22 protein-coding genes and 1 pseudogene are annotated in these 25,636 nt (G+C 67.0%); 11 read left to right on the forward strand and 12 right to left on the reverse strand.

The genetic code is table 11. From position 1 onward, the window contains the following. Positions 1 to 154 precede the first annotated feature (154 nt). Positions 155 to 1,552, forward strand: coding sequence for a hypothetical protein (locus tag ACGFNU_RS44310; RefSeq protein ID WP_392602675.1), 1,398 nt, complete (start codon positions 155 to 157; stop codon positions 1,550 to 1,552). On the opposite strand, the gene ACGFNU_RS44315 is transcribed toward ACGFNU_RS44310, so the two are convergent. Both ACGFNU_RS44315 and ACGFNU_RS44320 read right to left on the reverse strand, forming a co-directional pair. Beyond that, complete coding sequence (locus ACGFNU_RS44315) at positions 1,546 to 2,433, reverse strand: phosphotransferase enzyme family protein (protein WP_392602676.1); 888 nt, start codon at positions 2,431 to 2,433, stop codon at positions 1,546 to 1,548. The genes ACGFNU_RS44310 and ACGFNU_RS44315 overlap by 7 nt on opposite strands. A gap of 70 nt (positions 2,434 to 2,503) precedes the next feature. Beyond that, positions 2,504 to 3,028 carry a hypothetical protein gene (locus tag ACGFNU_RS44320; RefSeq protein ID WP_392602677.1) on the reverse strand — a complete coding sequence of 175 codons (525 nt, stop codon included), beginning with the start codon at positions 3,026 to 3,028 and terminating at the stop codon, positions 2,504 to 2,506. A 137-nt stretch (positions 3,029 to 3,165) separates the two neighbouring features. Between ACGFNU_RS44320 and ACGFNU_RS44325 the strand changes: the two genes are divergently transcribed. Genes ACGFNU_RS44325 through ACGFNU_RS44355 form a run of 7 tightly spaced genes read left to right on the forward strand, consistent with a single transcriptional unit; the run spans position 3,166 to position 8,437 of the window. Beyond that, positions 3,166 to 3,498, forward strand: coding sequence for a hypothetical protein (locus ACGFNU_RS44325; protein WP_392602679.1), 333 nt, complete (start codon positions 3,166 to 3,168; stop codon positions 3,496 to 3,498). Continuing rightward, on the forward strand, positions 3,495 to 4,694 hold the full coding sequence (locus ACGFNU_RS44330; RefSeq protein WP_392602680.1) for a DUF2637 domain-containing protein: 1,200 nt from the start codon (positions 3,495 to 3,497) through the stop codon (positions 4,692 to 4,694). The genes ACGFNU_RS44325 and ACGFNU_RS44330 overlap by 4 nt, the downstream gene beginning before the upstream one ends. Then, positions 4,691 to 6,727, forward strand: coding sequence for a toprim domain-containing protein (locus tag ACGFNU_RS44335; protein WP_392602681.1), 2,037 nt, complete (start codon positions 4,691 to 4,693; stop codon positions 6,725 to 6,727). The genes ACGFNU_RS44330 and ACGFNU_RS44335 overlap by 4 nt, the downstream gene beginning before the upstream one ends. Continuing rightward, positions 6,724 to 7,620, forward strand: a complete 897-nt coding sequence (locus tag ACGFNU_RS44340) for a hypothetical protein (RefSeq protein ID WP_392602682.1) — start codon at positions 6,724 to 6,726, stop codon at positions 7,618 to 7,620. The genes ACGFNU_RS44335 and ACGFNU_RS44340 overlap by 4 nt, the downstream gene beginning before the upstream one ends. 11 nt (positions 7,621 to 7,631) lie before the next feature. Further along, on the forward strand, positions 7,632 to 7,907 hold the full coding sequence (locus ACGFNU_RS44345) for a hypothetical protein (RefSeq protein ID WP_392602683.1): 276 nt from the start codon (positions 7,632 to 7,634) through the stop codon (positions 7,905 to 7,907). Position 7,908: 1 nt separating this feature from the next. Further along, positions 7,909 to 8,244 (forward strand): hypothetical protein, encoded by a 336-nt coding sequence (locus ACGFNU_RS44350; RefSeq protein ID WP_392602685.1) that lies wholly within the window; start codon positions 7,909 to 7,911, stop codon positions 8,242 to 8,244. Between the two features lie 19 nt (positions 8,245 to 8,263). Beyond that, a complete protein-coding gene (locus ACGFNU_RS44355; RefSeq protein ID WP_392602686.1) occupies positions 8,264 to 8,437 on the forward strand; it encodes a hypothetical protein in 174 nt (57 codons plus the stop codon). A gap of 143 nt (positions 8,438 to 8,580) precedes the next feature. Here the strand turns inward: ACGFNU_RS44355 and ACGFNU_RS44360 are convergent, their stop codons facing one another. The 6 genes from ACGFNU_RS44360 to ACGFNU_RS44385 form a co-directional block, all read right to left on the reverse strand. Further along, positions 8,581 to 9,621, reverse strand: a complete 1,041-nt coding sequence (locus ACGFNU_RS44360; protein ID WP_392602687.1) for a zinc-dependent alcohol dehydrogenase family protein — start codon at positions 9,619 to 9,621, stop codon at positions 8,581 to 8,583. A gap of 121 nt (positions 9,622 to 9,742) precedes the next feature. After that, positions 9,743 to 10,486: a DUF4389 domain-containing protein gene (locus tag ACGFNU_RS44365; protein WP_392602688.1), complete on the reverse strand. Its 744-nt coding sequence runs from the start codon at positions 10,484 to 10,486 to the stop codon at positions 9,743 to 9,745. 330 nt (positions 10,487 to 10,816) lie between these two features. Continuing rightward, positions 10,817 to 11,311 (reverse strand): universal stress protein, encoded by a 495-nt coding sequence (locus tag ACGFNU_RS44370; protein WP_392602689.1) that lies wholly within the window; start codon positions 11,309 to 11,311, stop codon positions 10,817 to 10,819. Between the two features lie 204 nt (positions 11,312 to 11,515). Then, positions 11,516 to 12,355: an IS5 family transposase gene (locus ACGFNU_RS44375; protein WP_392602690.1), complete on the reverse strand. Its 840-nt coding sequence runs from the start codon at positions 12,353 to 12,355 to the stop codon at positions 11,516 to 11,518. Between the two features lie 382 nt (positions 12,356 to 12,737). After that, complete coding sequence (locus tag ACGFNU_RS44380; RefSeq protein ID WP_392602691.1) at positions 12,738 to 13,568, reverse strand: universal stress protein; 831 nt, start codon at positions 13,566 to 13,568, stop codon at positions 12,738 to 12,740. 681 nt (positions 13,569 to 14,249) lie between these two features. Then, positions 14,250 to 15,980: a GAF domain-containing protein gene (locus ACGFNU_RS44385; RefSeq protein ID WP_392602692.1), complete on the reverse strand. Its 1,731-nt coding sequence runs from the start codon at positions 15,978 to 15,980 to the stop codon at positions 14,250 to 14,252. 139 nt (positions 15,981 to 16,119) lie between these two features. Here ACGFNU_RS44385 and ACGFNU_RS44390 point away from each other — a divergent pair, with 139 nt between their 5' ends. Together ACGFNU_RS44390 and ACGFNU_RS44395 are read left to right on the forward strand one after the other, a co-directional pair. After that, entirely contained in the window at positions 16,120 to 16,812 is a 693-nt protein-coding gene (locus ACGFNU_RS44390) for a response regulator (protein ID WP_392602693.1), read from the forward strand. Between the two features lie 78 nt (positions 16,813 to 16,890). After that, entirely contained in the window at positions 16,891 to 17,322 is a 432-nt protein-coding gene (locus ACGFNU_RS44395; protein WP_392602694.1) for a pyridoxamine 5'-phosphate oxidase family protein, read from the forward strand. A gap of 731 nt (positions 17,323 to 18,053) precedes the next feature. Here ACGFNU_RS44395 and ACGFNU_RS44400 read toward each other — a convergent pair. After that, positions 18,054 to 20,411, reverse strand: coding sequence for a phosphoketolase (locus tag ACGFNU_RS44400; RefSeq protein ID WP_392602695.1), 2,358 nt, complete (start codon positions 20,409 to 20,411; stop codon positions 18,054 to 18,056). A 304-nt stretch (positions 20,412 to 20,715) separates the two neighbouring features. Between ACGFNU_RS44400 and ACGFNU_RS44405 the strand changes: the two are divergent. After that, positions 20,716 to 20,841, forward strand: a pseudogene (locus ACGFNU_RS44405) (hypothetical protein); the annotation flags it as partial. Positions 20,842 to 21,316: 475 nt separating this feature from the next. Here the strand turns inward: ACGFNU_RS44405 and pflA are convergent. The 3 genes from pflA to ACGFNU_RS44420 all read right to left on the reverse strand — a co-directional run bounded on the left by pflA (position 21,317) and on the right by ACGFNU_RS44420 (position 25,478). Beyond that, a complete protein-coding gene (gene pflA, locus ACGFNU_RS44410; protein ID WP_392602696.1) occupies positions 21,317 to 22,135 on the reverse strand; it encodes a pyruvate formate-lyase-activating protein in 819 nt (272 codons plus the stop codon). Beyond that, positions 22,132 to 24,390, reverse strand: a complete 2,259-nt coding sequence (gene pflB, locus ACGFNU_RS44415; protein ID WP_392602697.1) for a formate C-acetyltransferase — start codon at positions 24,388 to 24,390, stop codon at positions 22,132 to 22,134. Before pflB ends, pflA begins: the two co-directional genes overlap by 4 nt. Before the next feature lie 233 nt (positions 24,391 to 24,623). Further along, complete coding sequence (locus ACGFNU_RS44420) at positions 24,624 to 25,478, reverse strand: universal stress protein (RefSeq protein WP_392602698.1); 855 nt, start codon at positions 25,476 to 25,478, stop codon at positions 24,624 to 24,626. Between the last annotated feature and the right edge of the window lie 158 nt (positions 25,479 to 25,636).

Genomic DNA, 25,636 nt, shown 5'->3' on the forward strand with positions numbered 1-25,636 from the left:
GCCGTGAGTGCTTCCCATGGCTCCACATAACCCCGGCGAACCATGGCTGCGGCAGCGCACATCGGCGGTGCATGTGTGCAAACCGGTGTGCATTCAGTGCCGATCTCAAGCTGGGCCTTATCGAGCCGTGAGGACGGGGTTACGCTGCGGAACTATGGAGCGGCAGCCCAACCAGCGACTGGCCGACCTCATTGACGAGGTCGGCATCTCCCACCTCGCGCTGGCCAAGCGGATATGCCGGGTCGCAGAGGAGTGGCGAGAGTCGGTCCGGCCCGCTCACACTCAGGTCGGCCGATGGATCGCCGGTCAGCAGCCGCGCGGCGCCACCCCGGCCCTGATCGCCGAGGCGCTCAGCCGCAAGCTCGGCCGCCGTGTCACACTCGCCGACATCGGTATGGCCGGAACCACCACCTCTCCTGAGGTCGGCCTGAGCTTCTCCCACACCACCGAGGACCTCATCGAGACGGTGATCGAACTCTGGACTGCCGACCTTCAGCGTCGGAAGTTCCTGTTGGGCTCTGTTGACGTCACCGCCCTCACTCATCCGGCGTTCGAATGGCTGTTGGCCAGCGCCGCGAGCCCTCGTGCGCGGGAAGGTCGGCGGCAGGTCGGGATGAGCGACGTAGAGGCCATCCGGTCGACCTCGGCCATGTTCGCCGGATTGGACAATCGGTTCGGCGGCGCACATTCCCGGACGGCGGCCGTCCAGTACCTGTCCGACCAGGTCACTCCGCTGTTGTCCGGCTCTTACAGCAGTTCGATCGCGGCCGCACTGTTCAGTGCCGTGGCCGAGTTCAACCTGTCGGTTGCGTGGATGGCGTACGACAGCGGTTTGCACGGTCTCAGCCGCCGCTACTTTCTGCAGGCCCTCGCCCTGGCCCACCACGCCGGAGACCGGCTGTTCGGCGCCAGCACTCTGTCGGCGATGTCGCACCAGGCCAACTACCTCGGCGAGCACCGCCACGCGCTCAACTTGGCTCGGGCTGCCAGCCACGGAATCCAGCATCACGACGAGCCCTTGCTCGAAGCGCAGTTCGCCGCGATGCAGGCTCGCGCAGCCGCCGCGATGCCCAATGCCGCCGACGAGTGCCTGGATGCGCTCGGAATCGCCGAAGCCGCATGGGAGCGACACCGGGCAGGCGAGGAACCGGAGTGGATCAGCTACTTCGATGAGTCCGAACTCGCCGACGAGTTCGCGCACTGCTTCCGCGATCTCGGCCAGCCCGCGCGGTCACATGAGTACGCGACCCAGTGTCTGGCTGCCGGGGACGAGGAGTATGCCCGCAGCCGCACTTTCTCGCGCATCGTGCTGGCCACCAGCCTGTTGGATCAAGGCGAAGTCGAGGAAGCCTGCACAGTCGCGACGCGGACCCTCCCCCGAGTCCAGGAGACCGCATCGGTGCGCTGCACGACCTACCTGCGCGACTTCCATGTCCGGGCCCGTCCTTATGCAACGCACCCGGCGGTCACCGCGTTCACTGAGCAGGCCCGCCCGTTGCTTGAGGGACACCACCTGCCAGGCCACCGGCCCACCAGCCCCTCCGATCAATAGGGATGCCAGTTTCTGGCGCGTTCGGGGTCGGCAAGGTCACCGATCCTGCGCCGGACCTCCTGCGCGATCTGCTCGTCATCGCCCGCCTTCTGCGACAGCCAGCACGTCATCCGTAGTTCTTTCACTGCCCGCAGCGCTGGATAGCCCGGCCACTCAGCCACGTCGAACCCATAGACCTGGCAGAACGCCGCGTATTCGGCGTCGGTGTGCCAGCCCAGGTCCCTGTATACCGCAGTGATCGACAGGTCCCATTCCGGCGGCCCCCAGCACATCCCGCCGAGATCGAAGAGAACCACCTCACCACCTGGCGTCTTCAGCACGTTACCGATGTTGGCGTCACCGTGGAGCACCGAGCGGTCAAGCGCGTACCGCACGTTCTGCAGCCTCTCCCGCAGGTCGACTGCCATCGACCGAAGGAAATGACGTTCCTCTACGGTGATGGCCGGCGCCGCATCGATGCGCTCATCGACACGCTCGAACGGATCCAGTTGCGGCAACACCAGATCGGCAGGCGGTGTCAGGGAATGGAGCCGCCGCAAGATCGCGGCCAGGTCGACGGGCACCGTCCAGTCACCGTCCACCGCGTGCCACAACGACACGGGCAGGTTCTCCATCACGAGCGGCTGCTCCCCCTCAAGCGGCCGGGTCACCGCAATGCCCTCGGCGTGCAGCCAGCGAGCCACCTGTACTTCCCGGCGCGCCGACTCCAACAGATCCAGGCTCCGGCCCACTCGGGCGATCACCCGGCCACCGTCCAGCCGCAACACCGCCCGGTCCCCCACCCGCACCAATTCGAGGGCTTGGCTCTCGAGACCGGCCCGGCGTGCAGCCGCCCGAGCGGCCTCTACCGCCACCTCGGCGAACGATGCGGCTCTGCCCATCCAGACGGCCCCTCCCTCGATCAAGCCCCGATCGAGCATATGTGTGCAATGACCATCAAGGCTGTGGGCGTCATGTAGCAGGATCCTGCTTCCCGCCTTTCTGCGCGCGGCGCTCGGCGCGGGCGGCGGCCAGGATCATCTCGTCAACGATCAACCTCGCTTGCGGCGACAGATCGACCAATGCACGAAGAACGTCGCCGCGAAGGTCACCGGCACCGATCTCATCCCGCAGAGCCTTGAGCGTGAGCTCCTCGGCGATGGGGTCTGATTCGTCCACGAAGCCGAAGTAGCCGAGCGGCACGCCGAAGAACGAAGCCAAGGCCGTCAGCGTCTTCAGCTGGGGATTGTCCTGGCGGCCGGTGCGCAACTTCCACACCGTGGTTGACGAGATTTCCTCTCCCGTCGCCGCGCTGATCGCCGCTGCCGTCTCCACGTTGTTTCGCGCGGACGGCACGTGTACCGGCCACGCGTTGCGGATCAGCCAGTCGACCTTGTCCCCCAGTGACGCCGACGGCGAGGGACCTTCTTGGCCATCGGGCGGCTCTGCTGCCCCATCGGGATGGTTATCCGCAGGACCTGGTGTGTCCGCACCCACTCGCGCTCCCACCTCTCTAGACAACCAGTAACCAGGCGAGCACTTTCGGTTGACAACACATCCCCGAGCAATGCATCGTCGTACTGAAAACTTTAGTTGATGGACTCTCGCTCCGTCACCTTCTGGGAGGGAACACGATGCCCGAGATCGGCACCAGGCACTCCGCTCCTCAAGCAAGAACCCACCCCAGGCTGCCCGCGAGAAGCGATCTCGACCGGCGGCGCGCGCACCTGCTCCGGCTGCACCACGAGCTCGGCCAGCTCGGCGCGCGGGCGCGCGTCCAGCGGCCACGCAACGGTCGCTGGCGCCTCAAGCTTCGTCAGGCTCGGTGGACCGAGACCGTGCTGTGCGCAGGCGCCGAGGACACCTTCGCCTACGTGACCGGCAACGGCCGCGTGCTCGGCCCGACCCATGACGTCCGCTACGTCGCCCAAGTCCTCGTCTGGATGATCGAAGGGAAGCACCGGTGAACGCCAGCGCCAGCACTGCGAACGAGAAGACCACCACCTCGAAGTCCCACGGAACGAATGGAGGCACTGCGTTCCCGCGGAACGAGACGGTGACCTTACTCGGCCCTGCCGACGGCGCACTCCCGAGGATCAGCGCCGATGGCCAGAAAGATCCTGGGCAGGATCCGTCCGATACGGAACGGCCCCCACGCGCTCTGCGTTCGTGTCCGCGAATCGCCATCGTGTCCGCAATCGCCATCGCCCCGCTCATCCTGGCCCTCGCCGCGCTCGGCGGTATCGGATCGTTCGCCACCGTCCGCCAGGCTGCCGAGCCCTGGTTCGGGGGCCTTGCCTGGATCGTCCCGATCGGCCTCGACGCCGGGATCCTCGCCCTTCTCGCGTGGGACTTGCTGGCCGAATACCTCAGGTTGCCGTGGCCGATGCTCCGCTGGACGGCCTGGGCGTTCATCGGCGGCACAGTCGCCGTCAATGCGGCTGCCGCTCACGGTGACCTCATCGGGATCATCGTGCACCTGGCGATGCCCGTGCTGTTCATCATCACCGTCGAGGGCGTTCGTCATCTGATCCGCCAATGGGCTGGCCTGGCGGCCGGCGTCCGCATCGAATCCGTTCCGAAGGCTCGCTGGCTGCTTGCTCCGATCTCCACTGCCCTGCTGTGGCGTCGCATGGTCCTCTGGCACATCACCGGCTACCGGCACGGCCTCGCTGTGGAGTACCAGCACCTGCTCGCCGTCTCCCATCTCCAACAGAAGCACGGCCGCTGGACCTGGCGCTGGAACGCACCCCTTGCCGACCGCCTTGCACTGCGCCATCTTCCCGCCCAAGCCAGCGGTCGCGCTGCGAGCCTCGTCCCGGCGCTCCCAGCGGAGACCGACTCTGGCCTCCTGGCCCTTCACACGGAGCCAGTCCAGCCGTTCGCACGCAAGCCGACTCCGTTCGCGGCCTCTCCAACCGACGAGGAGCACCACGACGACCACCCCGAACACAGCGACAAAGAGGGCCCCGTCCTACCGGAGTGGATCACCTCCGAACTGCTCACCGACGCAAGGGACATCCTCGAAGCCGCGCACCGCCAAGGCGCACACATCAACAAGGTCGAGTTCGGCCGCCGGTTGCGCAATGCCGGCCACGCCATCGCCAACGATCGTCTCTCAGCTCTGAGGGCCGCCGCCCTCGGTGAAGGCGGAGCCGTATGAGCACCGACTCCGAACAGCGCCGCCTCATCGCCGTGCTGCACGCGATCGCCGAGCGCGAGGTCACCTTGTTGCATGACGGGGCTCAGCCATGGTCACGCTGGTTGAGCATGGCTGCGCACCATGGCCGATTCGGTTTCACCAACACCATGCTCATCGGCGCACAGCGCCCGGACGCCACAGACGTCCGGTCGTACCAGCAATGGCAGGAACGCAGCCATCAGGTTCGCCGTGGCGAGAGCGGCATAAGGATCTTGTCTCGTCGCGGCCTTCCGCGCACCGTCTTCGACATCACGCAGACCGAAGGAGCGCTGCCGCCTCACACTCCGGCGTCCACGTCAGAGGATGTGTGGGAACGGCTGCGCGACCTCGCCGCCTCCCTCGGTTTCCAGATCGACCATGGCGAACGCTGGCCTTACACCGGCCCGCCCGGTCGCCTCCTGCACGTCCCTCCGAGCCTCGTTGGCACGCCTGCTACCCAACACCTGGCCCACCAGCTCGCCCACATTCTTCGTCCAGGTGATCGCGCGCACTCCGAGGAACCACCAGAAGCGTGCTCAGGAACCCGGCACGTCATCGCGGAATCCACCACCTGGCTCGTTCTGGCAGGCCTCGGGCTGGAGCTACCACCGCCAACCTTCCCAGCGGTCGCCAGCTGGTCTGGTAGCGACCCTCGCGCTCAGCCCATCAAGGCGATCACCGCGGTCGGTGAGACCATCCTTCGAGCCTCCTCGCACGCTTACCGACGTCTCGCAGCGTTCCCGTCCGGTACCACCACCCCCGCCTCCCTGAGCTCACCCATCACCGCAGGTACAGCCACCAGAGAACCGTCCTTCCCGGCCACTATGCGGCCACCGGCCACTAACGAAGCAGACGGCGGCTCCCATCCACCGCAGTCGCCTCCGCACTCAGCCGAGTTGCTCAACGTGCTCAGCAGCGCGCACCAAATCTTCCTGAAGGAATCGCGCGAGAGTTGGGTCCCCGGATATCTCGCGCAACGCGGCCTAGGAGGCGCGACCAAGCCTCCGTGGGAAGCCGGGTATGCGTCCTCCGATACCGATCGGCTCATCGGTCAGCTGAGAGCGCTTGGTCACACCGAGCAGTCGATCGTCGATGCGGGTCTCGCTCGCATCGACCGCAGCGGAACCCTACGTGCGTTGTTCCGCGATCGGCTCGTGCTCGCCATCCGAGACCCGGAAGGCGCCATCCGCGGCTTCATCGGCCGTCGCACCGACACAGCCACCGGTCCTAAGTACCTCAACAGCCCCGGCATCGAAATCTTCAACAAAGGCAAACTGCTGTATGGCTTGCGCGAAATCTCCTCCATACTCGCCGCCGGCGCCTGCCTGGTCGTGGCCGAAGGCCCCTTCGACGCGATAGCCATCAACCTGGCCGCTCCGCGCACCCACGCCGCTGTCGCACTCTGCGGAACCGCGATCACCTCGGACCACCTGAACGTGCTCGCCGACCATGCGGACCTGACGACATCGGGGATGCTCCTCGCCCTCGACGGCGATCGCGCAGGACGAGCCGCCGCGCTCCGTGCCTGGCCTCTCCTCTCCGCCATCAATGGGCCCATTACTGCCGTCACCTTCCCCGCAGGGCATGACCCCGCAGACATCCTCAGAGACCAAGGGATCACGGGCATGCGGGCAACGCTCAAGCGGGAGGTGCCACTCGCCACCCTGGCGATAGACGCAACGATCGAAGCCCGACGGCAGTCACTCAGTCACCCCGAAGGCCAGATCGCAGCCGCACGCGCCGCAGCCGAAATAGTGGTCACCGAACGTCCCAACCAGGCAGCTGAACACGCCGCTCACATCTCGGCCCGCCTCAACCTTCCTCCGGGCTTGGTCAACGAAGTCCTGATCGACGCCATCACCAACCGATCCAGTCGCTCCACGGACGCCCGGCAACTCGCTGGCCAGGACTTCCCCTTACGAGGCTGCGAAACGCTCCCCCAAGCTCCCAACACACCCGCCACTCCTTCAGTAAATGCTCATCCGGCCGCCAGGACGACCAGGAGGCGCACGTGACCGAGCAGCACCCCGACCCCATCGCCGAAGGGCTCGCCCAGGGCGGACAACGCATCATCCAGATCCTCGCGCTCGGGATCGCGTCCAAACAGATGTACTCCGGATTCGTTCAGAAGCGAGAGGCCGCCGAAGCCGCACGCGACCGAGCCGCTGCAGCCCAGGCCGACGCCGACCAGCGCGCCGCGTTCGACCAAGCAAGGGCCATATGGGCGCCGGCCCACGACCGGCAATGGCTCCAGAACGCAGACATCCTCAAAGTCGCCCAAGCGTGGGGCGCCGCAGCCCCGTTCGCCGCAGAAGGCCACCCAGGCGCCGCCTCAGCCGTCGACAAATGCGAACAACGACTTCGCGACCTGCACCCCCACGCGATGAGCCACTACGACCGTCTCCGCGCCAGCGGCCAAGACCCGCTCGCCGCTATGCGACAGGCCACCCCCTTCTTCAACCGCGATCCCAATGTCCGCGAGGGACACCCGGTAAGCACGGCAGCCCTGAAGGAGGGAACCGGAGCGCGCTGGGCCGCCAACCCACACGGCCCCAGCCGCCAAGAATGGGAAGCCGCTCGCCAAGAACGTCGCGCTCACCAGATCATCGACGAGTTCCAGGCCAGGATGCGCGACCGAAGCGGCCCGGAGCTCCTGCCTCTACAGATGCGGACACTCCTGGAGACCGTCACCAACCTGCCTGAACCGATCATCGCAAAGGTCGTCCAAACCCGCACGGCACCGGACTCGAACCGATCGGATCAGACCCGCACGCCATCCGAGGTCTCAGCCGACGACTTCCCTCAACTGATCACCGAAGCGATCTATGGGATCCGCTCCACACTGGCCCAAACCGGACGCCCTACGCCTCACCTTCCCGGCGCTCGCCCGGATCACCCCAAGCCCTAGGGACGACCAGCATGGACTCCTACTGGTTCTGGCTCTTCCTGCTCGCCTTCCTGGCGGCACTCTTCACTGGACCAACCGTCATCGCCCTCATTCGCGGCATCGACGGCGTCGGAGTCGTCCTGCTCCTCAACGGGCTCGCCTTCGTCACTTTCGTGGCGCTCCCCTTCGCCTACATCATGGCGATCACCTTGCCCAGACGAATTCACACACTGGACCAGCACTTCCCGCTTCGTCATGTCCAGCACCGCGGTCGGCAGCGGGTTCTTGGGCGCAGCCTAGATTGGTGAGTTGGCGCTGGCTCTCGAGCATGGCCCGGCGCAGGCGGTCACGGTGCAGTGGCGCGTGCTGCTGGAAGATTTGCTCCACGAGGCCGAGACGCTGGAGATCGCCGCCACGGCGCTGACGCTCGACTGGGCGCCCACGCCGAGCCGAAGCTCCGGCTGTCTCTACCCGGTGGATCAGCCACTTTCCCTACATTTTCGACCTGCACTGAACGAAGAACCGCAGATGCTCGCCGGACCGTCGGACTCGGAAGGTGTCATAGGGGGCTTGGACGTCGCGACCCGATTGTGCTGGATGATCACGTGGTACTTGATGACCCAGCGTGCGAGTCCGACAGGGTGAGTCCGGCGAGAACCTTCTTGTGGAGCTGGTTGAAGAAGCCGAGCATCCCGATTCGCAGCGATTCAGCCAATCGACCCTCTCCTTCGACGCTGCCGATGCCGTCACAAAAGGCCAGGAGCCGAAAACCTCTGATGTGGGTTCTGTCGGCCCTGTCAGGTCCCGTTACTGGGCGGCGGGTTCGGATGCGCCGTAGGCGCTTGTCCACACGTGACTTGGCGCGACTGCGCCGAGCAGGGCCAAGAAGACTGCTCGGTGCGGCGCGCCGTGGGACACCGCGCAAGCGGTAGCCACTAGGACGAAGGTGGTAACGCTTTGTTAGAGCTGTCGCGGTTGCCCTCAGCGGGTGATGACGACCTTGAGGGCGCCGGTGTCGGCCGCGCTGGCGAAGACGTCGTATGCCTTGGGGAACTCGTCGAAGTTGAAGTGGTGCGTCACGAACCTGCCCGCCTCGATCTGATGGCCCGCGAGCAGCCGAAGCAGGGTCGGAGTGGAGAAGGTGTCCACCAGGCCGGTGACGATGGTGATGTCGCGGATCCACTGCTCTTCGAGGTGGAGGGTGGCAGGGCGACCGTGGACGCCGATGTTGGCGATCCGGCCGCCGGGCCGTGCCAGCGCGACCGCGAGCTCGAACGTGTCCGGGACTCCGACGGCTTCGATGCTGGTGTCGGCGCCCAGTCCGCCGGTCAGCTCTCGGACCACGGCGAGCGGGTCTTGACGCCCGTTGTTCACGGTCACCGACGCTCCGAACTGCTTGGCCGCCTCCAGCCGGCTATCGGCCAGATCGATCGCGATGATCTGGCTGGGGCTGTAGAGCCGGGCGGCCATGATCGCTGCCAGCCCGATCGGTCCGGCTCCGACGACGGCCACCACATCGCCCGGGCTAACACCGCCGTTCAGCACTCCGACCTCGTAGCTCGTCGGCAGGATGTCGGCCAACATCAGGACGTCCTGTGCGGAGACACCGTCGGGCACGACGTGCACGGAGGTATCGGCGTACGGCACCCGAACGTACTCGGCCTGAGTTCCGTCGATCTTGTGACCCAGGATCCAGCCGCCACCGCCCAGGCACTGGCCGTACCGGCCCTCCCGGCAGAATCGGCAGGTCCCGCAGGAGGTGATGCATGAGACCAGGACCTGGTCTCCCGGCTTGATCGTCTTGACGCCCGGGCCGACCTCTTCGACGGTTCCGACCGCCTCGTGTCCCAGAATCCGCCCATCGGCGACGGCGGGGACATCGCCCTTGAGGATGTGCAGGTCCGTTCCGCAGATGGTCACCGCGTCGACACGCACGACCGCATCACCGGGGTCGATGATCTGCGGCTTGGGCACTTCTTCCCACGCCTTGTGGCCGGGACCGTGATACACCATCGCGCGCATGACTGGCTCCTTAGGATCGGGTGCTTTCATGTTCCGTCGGACGATGCGGGCGACCTCAGGGCCCGAGGTCCCGCGATCGTCGCCGAAGGTCCTGCCGCCAGTCGGCCCCGGGTGCGGCTTCCTACGCACTGGACTGGGGAGTCGTCGGTACGGAGAGCTCGTTCTCTCGGAGTAGCGGCTCTGACTCGGGCTCGGCCGGCCCCATGTCGAGCCGGAACGGCGGGTACCTGTCGGTCATCAGAAGGACGTATGCGGCGACCCGCAGCACCCAGCGGTTCATGCCCATCACGAAGTCGAAGATCCCGCGGACGTACCTGCCGGTGAACATCAGCGCGACCGCCGCGATGAGCACCAAGAGATCGACCAAGCCGGGAGTGTGCCAGCCGAATCCCCCGCCATCGTCCGTGCTCGAGAGCCCTCCTCCTGAGAGGAGAGCCAGCACCAGGAAGTGCGGGATGGCCAGCAGCCACCACTTGACCAGCACCAGTCCGCGCGACAACCGCTCGGGGTAGCGGATCTCCAGCCGCGCCGGGTAATCCGGAACGTCCTTGAGGGTGAAGGGCGGGTACCGGTCCGTGCCCAGGGTGCCATAGCCATAGAACGCCACCCGCCAGAACCAGCGGACCACTCCCACGTTGAAGTCGAAGATCGACCGTGGATAACGACCGCTGAACAAGATCGCAAAGAATGCCACCACCGTGAGCATCCCCGCGGCGATCCCCAGAAAGACCAGCACGATGTAGTGCGGAATCAGCAGCAACCACTTCACCAGCCAGAGCCACCTGGACAGCGGCTCGTCGAGCCGCCCCTCGACCCGAACCGGGAGTGAATCGGCGCTCGCCGCCGGCACAGACCTCGTGGTCATCGTCCACCTCCAGAGCGGTGCCCCGTCCAGAGGGACTTCGATGAGCGGGGCACGCCGCCTAATACCACCGTCGCTCACAAGGATCCAGCGACGTAGAGGCGTTGGCCGCCCGCGGCCGGGACCAACGTCCCGTCCTGGTCGGCGCGGCAGGGATCAGCCATCCAGAAGGAACGATGACGAAGCCGCTGGACAGGTCCATTGGAAGGGACGCTCCGGCACCTCGCGTAGGGGTTGTAGGCGGGGCCGTGGGCCCGCGTAGACGCTAAGCACGTCTGGGCTGGGAACAGCGTGTCGGCGTTGGCGCCTCCCTCATCTGCGGCACCTGACGGTTCAGCCGGGTGGGAGAGGAACGAACACAACCGGAGTGGCGCTGTGGCGGACACAGAACAGGCCGATGCCACCGGGAATCTCCGGTGAACTGATCCCGCTGGTACCCAGCACGAGCAGATGGGCATCGCGAGCGCGTTCAACAAGGCGTCGGCCGGGGGGACCGTGCACGGGCGCCGTGATGACCCGATCCGGTACGTCACGCTGGCGGATCAATGCGTCCAGCGCTCGCTGCAACCGTTCAGCGGCGATCCGAAGCGGGTCATCGCGGAGAGCATCGGCACGCTCGTCGGACAGGTCTTCCCACACCGAGACCACGTCCAAAACCGCCTCGCGGCTCTTGGCCTCGCGCGCGGCCCACAGCAGCGCCTGGATCGAGCCGAACGAGCCGTCCACGCCCACGACGATGCGGCGCCGCCAGCTCTCCTGGTCGCTGCCCTCGACCTGGACCTCTGTGACCTCTGGCAGCAAGCGGCCGCCATCATTGCCGATTGACATGTCCCCATACCTTTCGTTTCCTGCGTGCTCGCGGAACGCCACGAAGGCGTACCCGGATTTCTCGTTTGATCACTACGTCCCCTGCGCGGTGCCGACTGCTCTACCCGCAAGGCTCGTGGACGTCATGGCCTTCTTTTGAACAGGGAAAGAGGTATGGGAAGCCTCTCCGCCGCTTAGTGGGAGTTTCGTCCTGTATCTGCTGGCTCAGGGGTCACGCCAGGTCGGGGTGGATTCGCGGGTGAGGCGGCGGGTCATCAGGTCGATCATTGCGATGTGGATCATGGCTTCGGAGCGGGTGGGCAGGGTTTCGTAGTCGCGGGCCAGGCGGCGGTGCAGCATGAGCCAGCCGAAGGTGCGTTCCACCACCCAACGTCGTGGTAGCGGGACAAACCCCTTGGTGGCGGGGTCGCGGCGGATGGTCTCCAGGTCGATGCCGAGTGTGGCTGCGTGGTCGACGATCTTGGTGCGGTAGGCGGTGTCGCCCCACGCTTTGGTGATGGTCGGGTGCTCGGCGGCCACGTCGGTGAGCAGCTGGCGGCCGGCGGCGCCGTCGGACACGCTGGCCGCGGTCACGCAGACTGCCAGCAGCAGCCCGAGCGAGTCAGTGACGATGTTGCGCTTGCGGCCCACGATCTTCTTGCCGACATCGGTGCCTTGGCTGGTCAGCGGCACATCGACCGAGGTTTTGATGCTTTGGGAGTCGATGATGCAGGCGTTGGGTTGGGGCCGGTGTCCTTCCTGTTCGCGGACCAGGCCGCGCAGTAGTCCGGTGAGCTGGGTGAACACCCCATCGGTCTCCCACTTGGCGAAGTAGGAGTAGACGGTCTGGAAGGGCGGGAAGTCGTGTGGCAGGTAGCGCCACGGGATCCCGGTGCGATCGACATACAAGATCGCGTTCATGATGGTGCGCAGATCGTGTTCGGGTGGGCGGCCGAAGTCCAGCGCGGCGGCGCGGCGTTGCTCGCGCCAGGCGGTCAGGGTCGGCTCGATCAGTTTCCACCGGGCATCGGACAGATCACTGGGATAGCGACGAGGTGCGCTCATGACCAGGATGTACGCCGCGTCGGTTGAGATGCCCAGCCGTATGCCCGAACCGGCAGGACACAGCACGCACCGGTGGGCATCTCGGGATGAGACGGGACCTTTCCAGCCAAGACGGACCCACACCTGCCTCTGCCGCCACCCTCAGCGGCGCGAGACGCACGCGCCTCGCCAGCACTACCGCAGCCACCCACTGGAAACCACCATCAACCACAACCAAACAGGACGGAACTCCCACTTAGGCAGCGTCTCGAGATGCATGGTGCGCGGATGTCCGCTACTCCCTGCCTTTATGGGGCTTCCCTTACCTACTTACATTCCATCTCGTGGGGCACTGTGAATGAAGGGTCTTTGGTCCTTCAAAGAGTCCGCCAGGCCGGTGCAGTCATTCGGCCGGTACGACGGCGACGGGGCAGCGCGAGCGGTGCAGGACGGTATGGGTGACGCGGCCCACAGCCAAGATCGGCGGTCCGTGCCGGCGACGCGCTCCGACGACGACCAAGCCGGCCTTCTCCGACGCAGCGAGGAGGGCCTGGGCGGGCGAGCGAGCGTCGATGGTGGGTATCACGTCGACGTCGGGGTATCTGGTCGTCCAGCCGACCAGTGCCTCAGAGAGCTCGATGTCCTCGACGATCCGCCGGCGTGGGGAACCGAACTCCACGCCGGTGGCGTGCACGGCGACGAGCCGCGCCGCCCGCGCCGACACTTCCTCAAAGGCCCAAGCCAGCAGGCGGTCCTCCGGACCCCGCCCTTCGACGCCCACCACGATCTCTGGTACGGCGTCCGGCGGGTACGGCGCCGCCCGCGGCACCACCAGAACGGGGCAGCGCGAGTGGGCGGCGACGTGCAGGCTGACAGACCCGAGCAACAACTCCTCGATCCGGCCTCCGCCTCGTGCGCCCACGACGACCAGCGCCGCCCGTTCTGCTTCATCGAGCAGAGCCTGACCGGGCTCGCACGTCACCAGAACGGTAGTGACATCCAGATCGGACGACCGCTTCGAGGCATACCACTGCGCCTCCTCCAGGAGATCCCGCCGTTCAGCGACGAGTCGCCTCAGCGTCGCCTCGGGGAGACTCCCGTCGGCAACCAATCCGCGTGAGGCGTGTACGAGGCGAATCAGTCTCCTGTGGAGCCGGGCATGCTCGAGCGCCCAATCGAGCGCCCGCCATGCGTGGGCGGAACCATCTATACCAACGATGACCAGCTCGGACATGAACGTCACTCCCCCAACGTGGGTCGCCGCCGTCAGACCGCGGTCATCCGGCGACCATCTAGATTCGAAGATTCCTTGCCCACACCCGTTTCCCCCAGGGCTGTAAGTCCGTGTTCGCTGGACGAAGGTCCCTGGTGCCTGGTGAGCAAAGCCACCAGGACTGGGACAGGCATGCGACGCGAAGCACCGAGCGGGACGCCGGCATCAGCTCACGGCTGCAGTCGGCGCGAGCGGGCGTGTACGCGGCGCGCGCGCCCGGATTGATAGAGGTGGCCCGGCGCAGGCGTCGGCATCGACGGTGGGCGAGGACATTCCTCAGCCGGTGACCAGCCGCGCATCCGGCTGGAACGCCGCGTCCGTCACCGGGGTTCGTGCGTCGTCTGCACACGAGCGACTCGAACAGGTCGATCGGTTGAGGAACGACCACGCCGGGGCCACCCTGGATCTACTCATTGCCGGAGGGCGAGGTCGATCAAGGGCTGCCCTTGACGGTGCCCTGAACAACCGCTCCCGGCAGTGCGACGGCCGTGTTTCACCAGCCGGCGCAAGAGTCGGATGAGATCGCCCCTGCGGGCGTGAGCGCAGGCGATCCACCTCGTGATCGCCGTCAGCTACCTCCGTCCGGGAGAACGCACCGGACGCGAGGCGCTCCGCAACGCGCCGGGCGCGTGTCTTCCCGGATCAGTTCCCTTCCGCGTCGAGGGGGGCACGCCATTGCAGGAGGGTGCCGCCGCCCTCGCGTGGCCGTGTCTGGAAGGAGCCGCCGAGACTGTCAGCCCGGTCGGCCATGTTGGCCAGGCCGCTGCGGCGACCGACGTCTTCGGGAATGCCGATGCCGTTGTCCTCGACGCGCAGGACGACTTCGGCGTCGCCGACTTCGATCGACATTGCGACGCTGGTGGCGCGGGCGTGGCGGGCGACGTTGGAGAGGGCTTCGGTGACCACGGCCAGCAGGTGCTCACCGAGGGTGTCGCCGACGGAGGTGTCCAGCAGCCCGTCCAGGCGAACAGATGGCGCGAAGCCCAGGCTCTGGGTGGCGGCGTCGATCACGGTGTGCAGGCGATGGCGCAGGCTCTGGTCGTCGGGCATGGCCTGAAGCGCGAAGATGGTGGATCGGATCTGGCGGATGGTGTCGTCCAGGTCGTCGACCGAGCGCTGCAGCCGGACGGCCACGTCGCGCTTCTCCACGAGCTTGATGGCGCTCATCAGGGTCATGGCGGTGGCGAACAGGCGCTGGATCACGGTGTCGTGCAGATCCTTGGCGATCCTGTCGCGGTCCTCCAGCATGGCCAGCCGCTCGGTGTCACGGCGCCGCTCAGCCAGTTCAAGGGCGATCGCGGCCTGGGCCGTATAGGCCTCCAGCAATTGCTGCACCGACGCGCTGAACGGCGACGCCTCCGGTACGTTCCCGACTGCCAGAACCCCGCGGGTGCCTTCGCCAGCGCCCAGCGGCACGAGCAAGGCCGGCCCGAGCGGCACGTGGTCGGGCATGCCGGCCGCCATCGTCGTCTGGCTGGCATCGGGCACCGACAACGCGTTCCCGCTCCGCAGCACCCGTCCGAGCAGGTCATCATCCAGGGGCAAGCGAAGCCCGCGCAGATCGTCAGCAGATTCGCCGTTAGCGGCCGTCAGCTCGAACTCACCTGCCGCGTCGTCGACGAGCGCGACGGTGGCATGCGATGCCCCGCAGATCTCACGGGCGCGCCGGGCCACCAGCTCCAGAACCTGATCTTGGCCGGCGCCCGACAGCAGCGCGGTGGAGATCTCCGCCGAGGCCTCGGTCCACTGCTCGCGGCGGCGTGTCTCTTCGTACAGGCGGGCGTTCTCGATCGCCACACCGGCGGCGGTGGCCAGGGCGGTGACGACGATCTGGTCTTCTTCGTCGAACTCGGCGCCGCCGCGTTTCTCTGTGAGGTAGAGGTTGCCGAAGACCTCGTCGCGGACCCGAATCGGTACACCGAGGAAGCGGTGCATCGGGGGGTGGTTGGCGGGGAAGCCGTACGATTCGGGGTGGGCTGACAGGTCGGGCAACCGCAGTGGCTGGGGTTCCTTGATCAGCAGGCCGAGGATTCCGTGGCCGTGCGGCCAGTGCCCGATCGCCTCGATCTCTTCGGCCGAGACACCGACGGTGATGAACTCCACCAGATGCTCGCCCTCTTCGCTGATCACACCCAGCGCGCCGTACTGGGCGTCCACCAGCGTCGTGGCCGCCTCGATGATCCGCCGCAACACCGTCGCCAGATTCAGCTCACTACCGATCGACACGACCGCTTCCAGCAGCGCATGCACACGATCACGCGTACCGCGCACCGCCTCCAGCCGCGTCTGCAGCTCGGTCAGCAGATCATCCAGCCGCAACTGCGGAAGCAACAACCGTGCGCGGTCCTCACCCGCCCCAAATCCCGATGCCATGGCGCCAGTATCACCTATACATGGCACGGGCCCACAGCAAAGATTCTTGGTCCGCGATCATTGGGGGCATGCCTCTTTCCCGGACCGGGTGAGGTCACCTACGGTCGAATCAACACATCCCATCGGAGGAATCAGCGCCGTGACCAGCCAGAGCCCGCAACAACCGGCCGTGATCCGGGTGTTCCTCGTCGATGATCATGAGGTGGTGCGCCGTGGCGTGGCCGCCCTGCTGTCCGCCGAGGACGACATCGAGATCGCCGGCGAGGCCGGCTCTGCCGACCACGCGCTCGCCCGCATCCCCGCCGCCCGGCCCGACGTCGCCGTCCTGGACGTCCGCCTCCCCGACGGCGACGGCGTCACCGTCTGCCGCGAGATCCGCTCCACCATGCCCGAGGTCGCCTGCCTGATGCTGACCTCCTTCGACGACGAGGACGCCCTCTTCGACGCCGTCATGGCCGGCGCCGCCGGCTACGTCCTCAAGCAGATCCACGGATCCGACCTGGTCGGCGCCGTCCGCACCGTCGCCTCCGGACAATCCCTCCTGGACCCGCGCAGCACCGCCAAGATGCTCCAGCGGCTCCGTGACCGCCAAGAACGCAAGGACCCGCTGGCCGGGCTGTCGGACCAGGAACGCCAGATCCTCGAACTCATCGGCGAGGGCCTGACCAACCGGCAGATCGGCGAACGCATGTTCCTGGCCGAGAAGACCGTCAAGAACTACGTCTCCAGTCTCTTCGCCAAACTCAACATGAGCCGCCGCACCCAGGCGGCCGCCTACGCCGCCCAACTCAAAGCCTCCACGCCCAAGACCAAGGATGATCCTCGCCGGTGAGCCTGCATCCACAACCCGCCGCAGGACAAAGGACTTTCGTCCCTAATGGGACTTCCGGACCTCCAGCATGATGGGGTCATGCCTTTCGACCACAGCGGCCTGGAAATCCTCGGCGACGCCGAGTGCTGGACGCTTCTCACCGCCGCGCCCCTCGGTCGCATCGTCTTCACCGACCGGGCCCTGCCGGCCATCCAGCCGGTCAACTTCGTCGTCTCCGGGGAAGACGTGATCATTCGCACCTCGCCCGGGTCGAAACTGGCCGCCGTCACCCGCGGCACCATCGTCGCCTTCGAGGTCGACGACTTCGACACCACCACCCGCACCGGCTGGTCGGTCGTGGCCGTCGGCCCGGCCCGGACCGTCACCGACCCTCAGGATCTCGCCGCTCTCAAGCGACTCCCGCTGCACTCATGGGTTCCGAACGTGCGCGACAACTTCATCCGGATCCACCCCGAGATCCTCTCTGGCCGTCGTATTCCTGCGAGCACGACCGCTTCGCTCCCAGTCTGACGGCGGGCCTCCAGGTCATGTCCACGGGCGCACAGTTCCACGAGTTCCGGGGACGCGTATCCCGGCCGGCCTTCAGGCAGAGCGACAAGACTGGTCGCGTGACAGCCCGCCGCATGAATCACTGTCGTGCGATTGAGCGGCTGCTTCATGGGCTTAGCCGCACTTCGCCCAACTCCTCGACCAGGTCGACCCCTACGACGACCTCCCCGCTCCCTGATTCGATTCCAGGTATGGCAACGCCTCGTACGCCCACGACGGGCCTGTCCGCGTGGCCACCATGTGGAGCGTCACCGGGTCGACGAGCGAGCTGGCGAAGCCCGCAGCCCACGATGGCCCAGCACGACTCGAACCCCTGTTCGGTCCATTCTGTCGCGCGGCGTCAATGGTGGTAGCGATCGATTCGGTCATTACCTGGAGGCCAGGCCGCCGGTCGCAAGCGTCCGAGGCCACGAACAAAGGGTCGGCTGTAGGACTCCTGTTCGATGCAATGAACGAACAACGGCGGCTCTGGGCGGGAGTCCGAAGCCGCGAGCAGGGCGACGTCCGTACGCCTCGTGCCGGCTCGGTGAGCATGGCCGGCAGCGGTCGCTGGGATGGCAGCGGTCCGCATTCCGCTGGATCTGGTTTCGGAGAACCGACATCGAGCCCGCAACGACCGACTTCCCCGGCGTCGCCGGGGAAGTCGAGGAAGTTCGGACAGCTTCTAGCCGCACAAAACCGAGCCCCTTTATCTAGTAAGGCCAGGTCCAGTTGCGAACCTCCGCAGCGTCTTCGCCGTGCTGGCGGGTGTGGGCGCGCAGACTGAGGCGTGTGTCGGTCATGCGCTGGCGGAGGTGGGCGACGCGTTCTCCCAGGTGCGGCACGCGGTCGATGACGTCGGTGACCAGGTGGTAGCGGTCGAGGTCGTTGAGCATCACCATGTCGAACGGCGTGGTGGTGGTGCCCTCCTCCTTGTAGCCGCGGACGTGCAGGTTGTGGTGGCCGGTGCGGCGGTAGGTGAGGCGGTGGATGAGGTAGGGGTAGCCGTGGAAGGCGAAGATGACCGGCTTGTCGGTGGTGAATAGCGCGTCGAAGGCGGCATCGCTCAGCCCGTTGGGGTGCTCGGTCTCGGGCTGCAGGCGCATCAGGTCGACCACGTTGACGACGCGTACGCGCAGGTCGGGTAGGTGCTGGCGGAGCAGGTCGACGGCGGCGAGGGTTTCCAGGGTGGGGATGTCACCGGCGCAGGCCAGCACGACGTCGGGATCGGCGCCGCCGTCGGTGCTCGCCCATTCCCAGATCCCGATGCCGCGCGTGCAGTGCAGGACGGCGTCGTCCATGGGGAGCCAGTTGAGGGCGGGCTGCTTGCCGGCGACGACGACGTTGATGTGGTCGCGGGAGCGCAGGCAGTGGTCGCCGACCGACAGCAGGGTGTTGGCGTCCGGCGGCAGGTAGACGCGCACGATCTCGGGTTTCTTGTTCATGACGACGTCCAGGAAGCCGGGGTCTTGGTGGGTGAAGCCGTTGTGGTCCTGGCGCCACACGTGTGAGGACAGCAGGTAGTTGAGGGAGGCCAGGGGGCGCCGCCAGGGCAGGTGCCGGGTGATCTTGAGCCATTTGGCGTGCTGGTTGAACATCGAGTCGACGATGTGGATGAACGCCTCGTAGCTGTTGAACAGCCCGTGCCGCCCGGTCAGCAGGTAACCCTCCAGCCAGCCCTGGCACAGGTGCTCGCTGAGCACCTCCATGACCCGGCCGCTGGGTGCCTGGTGCTCGTCGGTGTCATAGCGTTCGCCGGTGAACACGCGGTCGGTGACCTCGAAGACGTCGCCGAGCCGGTTGGAGGCCGTCTCGTCCGGCCCCATGATCCGGAAGTTGTCGGGATTGGCGGTCACGACGTCGCGCAGGAACGCCCCCAGCCGCCTGGTCGGTTCGGTGAAGGTCGTGCCGGGCTTGTCGACCGGCACCGCATAGTCGCGGAAATCAGGCAGGACGAGGGGACGCAGCAGGAGGCCGCCATTGGCGTGCGGGTTGGCGCTCATCCGCCGCTCCCCCACCGGCGCCTGGGCCCGGATCTCAGTGCGCGGGCGGCCCTGGTCATCGAACAGCTTCTCGGGATTGTAGGACCGCAGCCAGCCCTCCAGCTGCGCCAGATGCTCGGGGTTGTCGCGTACCCCGTGCAGGGGCACCTGGTGGGCACGCCAGGTCCCTTCGACCGGCACGCCGTCAACCTCCTTGGGCCCGGTCCAGCCCTTCGGGGTGCGCAAGATGATCATCGGCCAGCGGCGGCGCTCACGGTTCTTGCCGGTGCGGGCGCCCTTCTGGATCGCGGCGATCTCGTCGAACGCGCGGTCCAGTGCGACGGCCATGCCCTGGTGCATCTTCGCCGGGTCGTCGCCGGTCACCAGGTAGGGGTGGTAGCCGTAGCCGTCGAAGAGCTGGACCAGCTCCTCCTCGGGGATCCGCGCCAGCACCGCCGGATTGGCGATCTTGTATCCGTTCAGATGCAGAATCGGCAGCACCGCACCATCGCGCACCGGGTCCAGGAACTTGTTGGAATGCCACGACGCGGCCAGCGGCCCGGTTTCGGCCTCACCGTCCCCGACGATGCACGCCACCGTCAGATCCGGGTTGTCGAACGCCGCGCCGTAGGCGTGCGCCAGCGAATAACCGAGCTCACCGCCCTCGTGGATCGACCCCGGCGTCTCCGGCGCGACATGGCTGGGCACTCCCCCAGGAAAGGAGAACTGCCGGAACAACCGCGCCATTCCGGCCTCGTCCTGCGGCACCTCCGGATAGACCTCGCTGTAGGTGCCCTCCAGCCACGCGTTCGCCACCGCCGCCGGCCCTCCGTGACCGGGCCCCATGACGTAGATCATGTTGAGATCGCGGGCCCGGATGAGCCTGTTGAGATGGGCGTAGCAGAAGTTCAGGCCGGGCGTCGTCCCCCAGTGCCCGAGCAACCGCGGCTTGATGTGCTCAGGCCGCAGAGGCTCCCGCAGCATCGGATTGGCCAGCAGGTAGATCTGTGCCGCCGACAGGTAGTTGGCGGCCTTCCAGTAATCGTCGATCAGCCGGAGCTCAGTGCCGTTCAGAGCGGCTTTGGCCATGACGTCCGTCCTCGAATGATCGGCTTTGGATGTGAGATCACGTGCCCGACGCAGGGCTGAATAATCGTCGAGTGCGGGCTCCCCCGCAGGCCCGCTTATTGCTTGCGTCTTCGCAGCTCCAGGTCTTCAGAGCAGAGCGTAAAGTGCGGCAGACAGCATGCGATGCCACCACGACGCCCTCCCTCATTCGCTCTGGCAGATCAACCCCGGTTGTTCTCCAGCGCCTGGCGGTTCCAGCCCATCATTGGCTGGTCTCATCCGATAGAGCCGAAGGACCCCCGAGCAAGGGAAGATCCATCTGCCCATGGCATCCTCACCGAGGACGTTCGCCTCTACCTGCCACATCCGGCCTGGCTTCACCGAGCAAGCGCTACCCGCCGTCCAGCCGGTCATCTTCGTCCTTGACGGAGATCTCATCGTCATCCGCACCGCGCCCGGCTCCGAACTCGCCGCCGCCACCGCGGCGCCATCGTCGCCTTCCAAGCCGACGATTACGACGCCCCAACCGGCACCGGCTTGTCACCGCCATCGGCCCAGCCCGCACCATCCACGGCCTGTCCTCCGTGTTCCGGCACGACGAGTCGATGCCACGATCTGCCGTACTGAGCACCTGGCATCCAACGGCGCCCGTGCGCTCCTCCAGCCGTCCGCCCGGGTCATCGGCAGAGCGCTGACCGCCGCTGCGAGGTCGGTCGAAAAGGGTGCGCCGCCGTCCTGGACCGAAGCCTCTTTGCCGATGACGACACCCTCAGCGGATTGCTTGATCACTATCGCTCAACACACCGCTGGCGGTGATCTCCCCTGTCCCGGCGCCGACCGCCGGAGAGAGCTTCGGTACCAGCTCCGTATTCCTCACCGTGGTGTGCGCCTTGGCTCGGAAGGCTACTCGGCAACGCCACACGGCATCAGCGGGTGCTTAGGCCGTGGGCACGGAACTGGGTATGCACCCGGGCGAGGAGTTCCGGCGTGGGGGGCTCGACGGTGGCCAGCGGGAAGGGTATTCCGAGGCGCTTGTACTTGGTCGCGCCTAGCCGGTGGAAGGGCAGGACGTCGATGTACTCGATGTTGGGCAGGGCTGCGGTGAAGGAGGCGATGCCTTCGATCTCGTCTTCGGCGTCGGTGAGTCCGGGGACGAGGACGAAGCGCACCCAGACGGGCCTCCCGAGCTCGGCGAGTCGCTCGGCGAAACGGAGGGTGAGAGTGATGTCGCCACCGGTCAGGGTGCGGTAGGTGTGCGGGTTCCACACCTTGATGTCGAGGAGGACCAGGTCGGTGTCGGCCAGCATCGCATCGCTTGCCTGGTTCCCCAGGAATCCGGAGGTGTCCAGGGCGGTGTGCAGGCCGAGCGCGTGGCAGCGGTGCAGCAACTCGCCGGTGAACCGCGGTTGCAGCAGCGGCTCGCCGCCGCTGATCGTGACGCCGCCGCCGGCCACCGAGATGAAGCGGCGGTACCGTTCGATCTCGGTCATGATGTCGTCGGTGGTGGTCTGGGCACTGTCGCGCATCCGCCATGTCTCGGGGTTCTGGCAGTACAGGCACCGCAGCGGGCAGCCGCCGGTGAACACCACGAACCTGGTGCCGGGGCCGTCCACTCCGGTCGACAGGTCCCAGGAGTGGACGGCGCCCGAGATCGCGGCGGGGCCGTTGGGACCGCGGTCCTCGGCGCCGCCAGTGCTGCGCAGCTCGGCGGTGGCCTCGCGTAGGAGTCGTTCCCGGGTGGTCATAGCGTTCCGTGGAAGGTGCGGTTGACGACGTCGCGTTGCTGCTCGGGCGTGAGACGCACGAAGTTGACCGCGTAGCCGGAGACCCGGATGGTCAACTGGGGGTACCGCTCCGGATGCGCCATGGCGTCCAGCAGGGTGGCGCGGTCGAGCACGTTGACGTTCATGTGGAAGCCGCCCGCGTCGGTGAAGCCGTCCAGGATCCCGGCCAGGTTGGCGGTCCGTTCCGCTTCGGTGCGGCCGAGTCCGGCGGGGGTGACGCTCTCGGTCAGCGAGATTCCGTCCTGGGCCTGGTCGTAGGGGATCTTGGCGGCCGAGAGTGCGGCGGCGACCATGCCGTGCCGGTCGCGGCCGTTCATCGGGTTAGCGCCCGGCGCGAACGGTTCGCCGGAGCGGCGGCCGTCGGGGGTGTTGCCGGTGTGGCGGCCGTACACGACGTTGGAGGTGATGGTGAGGACCGACAGGGTGTGCTCGGCGCCGCGGTAGGCGGGATGGCGGCGGATCTTGGCCATGAACGACTCCACGAGGTCCACGGCGATCTGATCGGCCTGGTCGTCGTTGTTGCCGTAGGCGGGGTAGTCGCCCTCGATCTCGTAGTCCACCGCCAGGCCGGTCTCGTCGCGGATCACCCGCACCCCGGCGTGCTTGATCGCCGAGAGGCTGTCGGCGGCGACCGAGAGCCCGGCGATCCCGCAGGCGAGTGTGCGCGCGACGGGGTGGTCGTGCAGAGCCATCTCGATGCGTTCGTAGGCGTACTTGTCGTGCATGTAGTGGATGATGTTGAGCGCGTCGACGTAGGTGCCCGCCAGCCAGTCCAGCATCCGGTCGTAGGCGGCCCTGACCTCGTCGTAGTCCAGGCGCTCCCCGGTGAGAGGCGGGTAGGCGGGCGCGATCTGCAGACCGGTCATCTCATCGCGGCCGCCGTTGATCGCGTACAGCAGCGCCTTGGCAAGGTTGACGCGAGCGCCGAAGAACTGCATCTTCTTGCCGACCTCCATGGCCGACACGCAGCAGGCGATCGCGGTGTCGTCGCCGAAGCGGGGCCGGATCAGCTCGTCGTTCTCATACTGGACCGAGCTGGTGTCGATCGAGACCTTGGCGCAGAACCGCTTGAACGGCTCGGGCAGCCGCGGCGACCACAGGACGGTCAGGTTCGGCTCGGGCGCGGGCCCGAGGTTGTAGAGCGTCTGCAGGTAGCGGAAAGAGGTCCGGGTCACCAGCGTCCGGCCGTCCTCGCCCATCCCACCGATCGCCTCGGTCACCCAGGTCGGATCGCCGGAGAACAGCTCATCGTACTCGGGAGTGCGCAGGAACCGCACGATGCGCAGCTTGATGACCAGATCGTCGACCAGTTCCTGGGCCCGGCGCTCGTCGATGCGCCCCTCGTCCAGGTCACGGTGCAGATAGATGTCGAGGAAGGTGGAGGTGCGTCCCAGCGACATGGCGGCGCCGTTCTGTTCCTTCACCGCCGCCAGGTAGCCGAAGTACAGCCACTGCACTGCCTCCTGAGCGGTGCGCGCAGCGCCGGAGACGTCGAAACCGTAGGAGGCGGCCATCTGCTTGAGCTCGCCCAGCGCCCGGATCTGCTCGGCCAGCTCCTCGCGGTCCCGGATGATGTCGTCGGCGGGGACGCGGTCGTCGAGCCGGGCACGTTCGGCGCGCTTGGCCTCGGTCAGCCGGTCGACTCCGTACAGCGCGACCCGCCGGTAGTCACCGATGATCCGGCCGCGGCCGTAGGCGTCGGGCAGGCCGGTGATGATGCCCGCCTTCCGCGCCCGCAAGATCTCCGGCGTGTAGGCGTCGAAGACCCCGTCGTTGTGGGTCTTGCGGTATTCGGCGAACGTCTTGCGCACCTGGGGGTCGAGCTCGTACCCGTAGGCCGCGAGCCCCGCCTCCACCATCCGCAGCCCGCCGGCGGGCATGATGGCCCGCTTGAGCGGCGCGTCCGTTTGCAAACCGACGATCAGCTCCCGGTCGCGGTCGATGTAGCCCGGCGCGTGCGAGGTGATGGACGACGGCGTCACCACGTCCACGTCCAGGATCCCGCGCTGCCGCTCCTCGGCGAACAGGCCGCTGACCTGACCCCAGACCGCACCGGTGCGCTCTGTCGGCCCCTGCAGGAACGATCCGTCGCCCTCATACGGGACGTGGTTGGCGCGGATGAAGTCCTGGACATCGATCGCCTCTCGCCATGCCGTTCCCTGAAAGCCCCGCCATACCTGCGGTAGCGCGGCCTTACCGGCCTCCAGCGTGGTCACCATCGCCTCCTGAGCAGCACCTCTTGAGTCGTTTCACTTCCACTATGTGTGCGACGACAGGTGCCCGTGCAGCGCCGAAGGTCCCCGATACAGGGACTAACGACCTTCGCGAATCTCCGTCTGGCCGAGTTCCGAGAAAAGGTGGAACGACGACGATGCGAGGCCCTCTCCGCTTCGTCGCAGAGGGCCCCGCATCGTGTGACTGGTCAGGTAGGCGGCCGTTGGTGGGTCGTTCAGCGGTCGGTGGAGTGGACGATCGCGACGCTGCAGGGTGCGTGCTGTAGCAGAGCTGAGCTGGTCGCACCGAGCAACAGCTGAGAGACCTTTCCGGTGCCCCGGTCACCCGCCACGATGAGGTCGGCGGTCTGGGACGCCTCCAGTAGGGCGGTGCGCGAGCCTTCCATGATGAGCGAAGTTTCTGCGCTGACCTGCGGATACTTGTCACGCCAAGGGGCGACGGCACGTTCCAGCCGTGCTCCGCAGGAGCGCTTCAGCGTCTCCTTGTCGGCGAACAGCGCCAGCTCCGACTCGGCTACCGCACCGGGCTCCCAGCAGCCGTAGACGGCCTGAAGGCTCCAGCCGCGTATCGCCGCCTCCTCGAACGCGAACGCCAGCGCGGCATCACTCGCGGGTGAGCCGTCCGCGCCCACGACGACCCGCTCGTACGAGGAGGGCGTCCGACGGACCACCACGACCGGGCGCCGCGAGCGCGCCGGCAACTGCAGCGCGGTCGAGCCGACCGGCAGCTCATCCTGCTCATGCGAGCCGACCACGACGAGCTCGGCCTCGGACGACTCGTGCATGAGCGCCGCATAGGCGGGGCCGTTCATCAGCCGCTTGTGCACCTTCACCGTGGGCGCGAGCTGCTGGGTGCGGCTGACGCCCTGGTCCAGCAGGTGCTCGCCCATCCGCTTGACGGTCGGCTCGATGTCGTAGTCCACGCGGCTGATCGGGTAGGGCCAGCGCCAGCAGTGGCAGACCGTCAGGTCGAGACGCCGCACCCGCGCCTCCTCGACCGCCCAGCGCAGAGCCCGATCACTTTCTACCGTTCCGTCATAGCCGACCAGGACCTTGGAGTACACGGCCATCTTCTCTCCTTGTCGTCCTTGAACGGGAGCGCGGGGGCGGGGCGGGCGCCCGCCCCCCCCCCCCCCCCCCCCCCCCGGCCCGGGGGGGGGGGGGCGGTGGCCGGGCGTGGGGTTGCCCCACCCCCCCCCCAGGCCCCTGGGGTCGCCCGCGCAGACCA

This window comes from Spirillospora sp. NPDC048911, assembly GCF_043198015.1.
Taxonomy (GTDB): domain Bacteria; phylum Actinomycetota; class Actinomycetes; order Streptosporangiales; family Streptosporangiaceae; genus Spirillospora.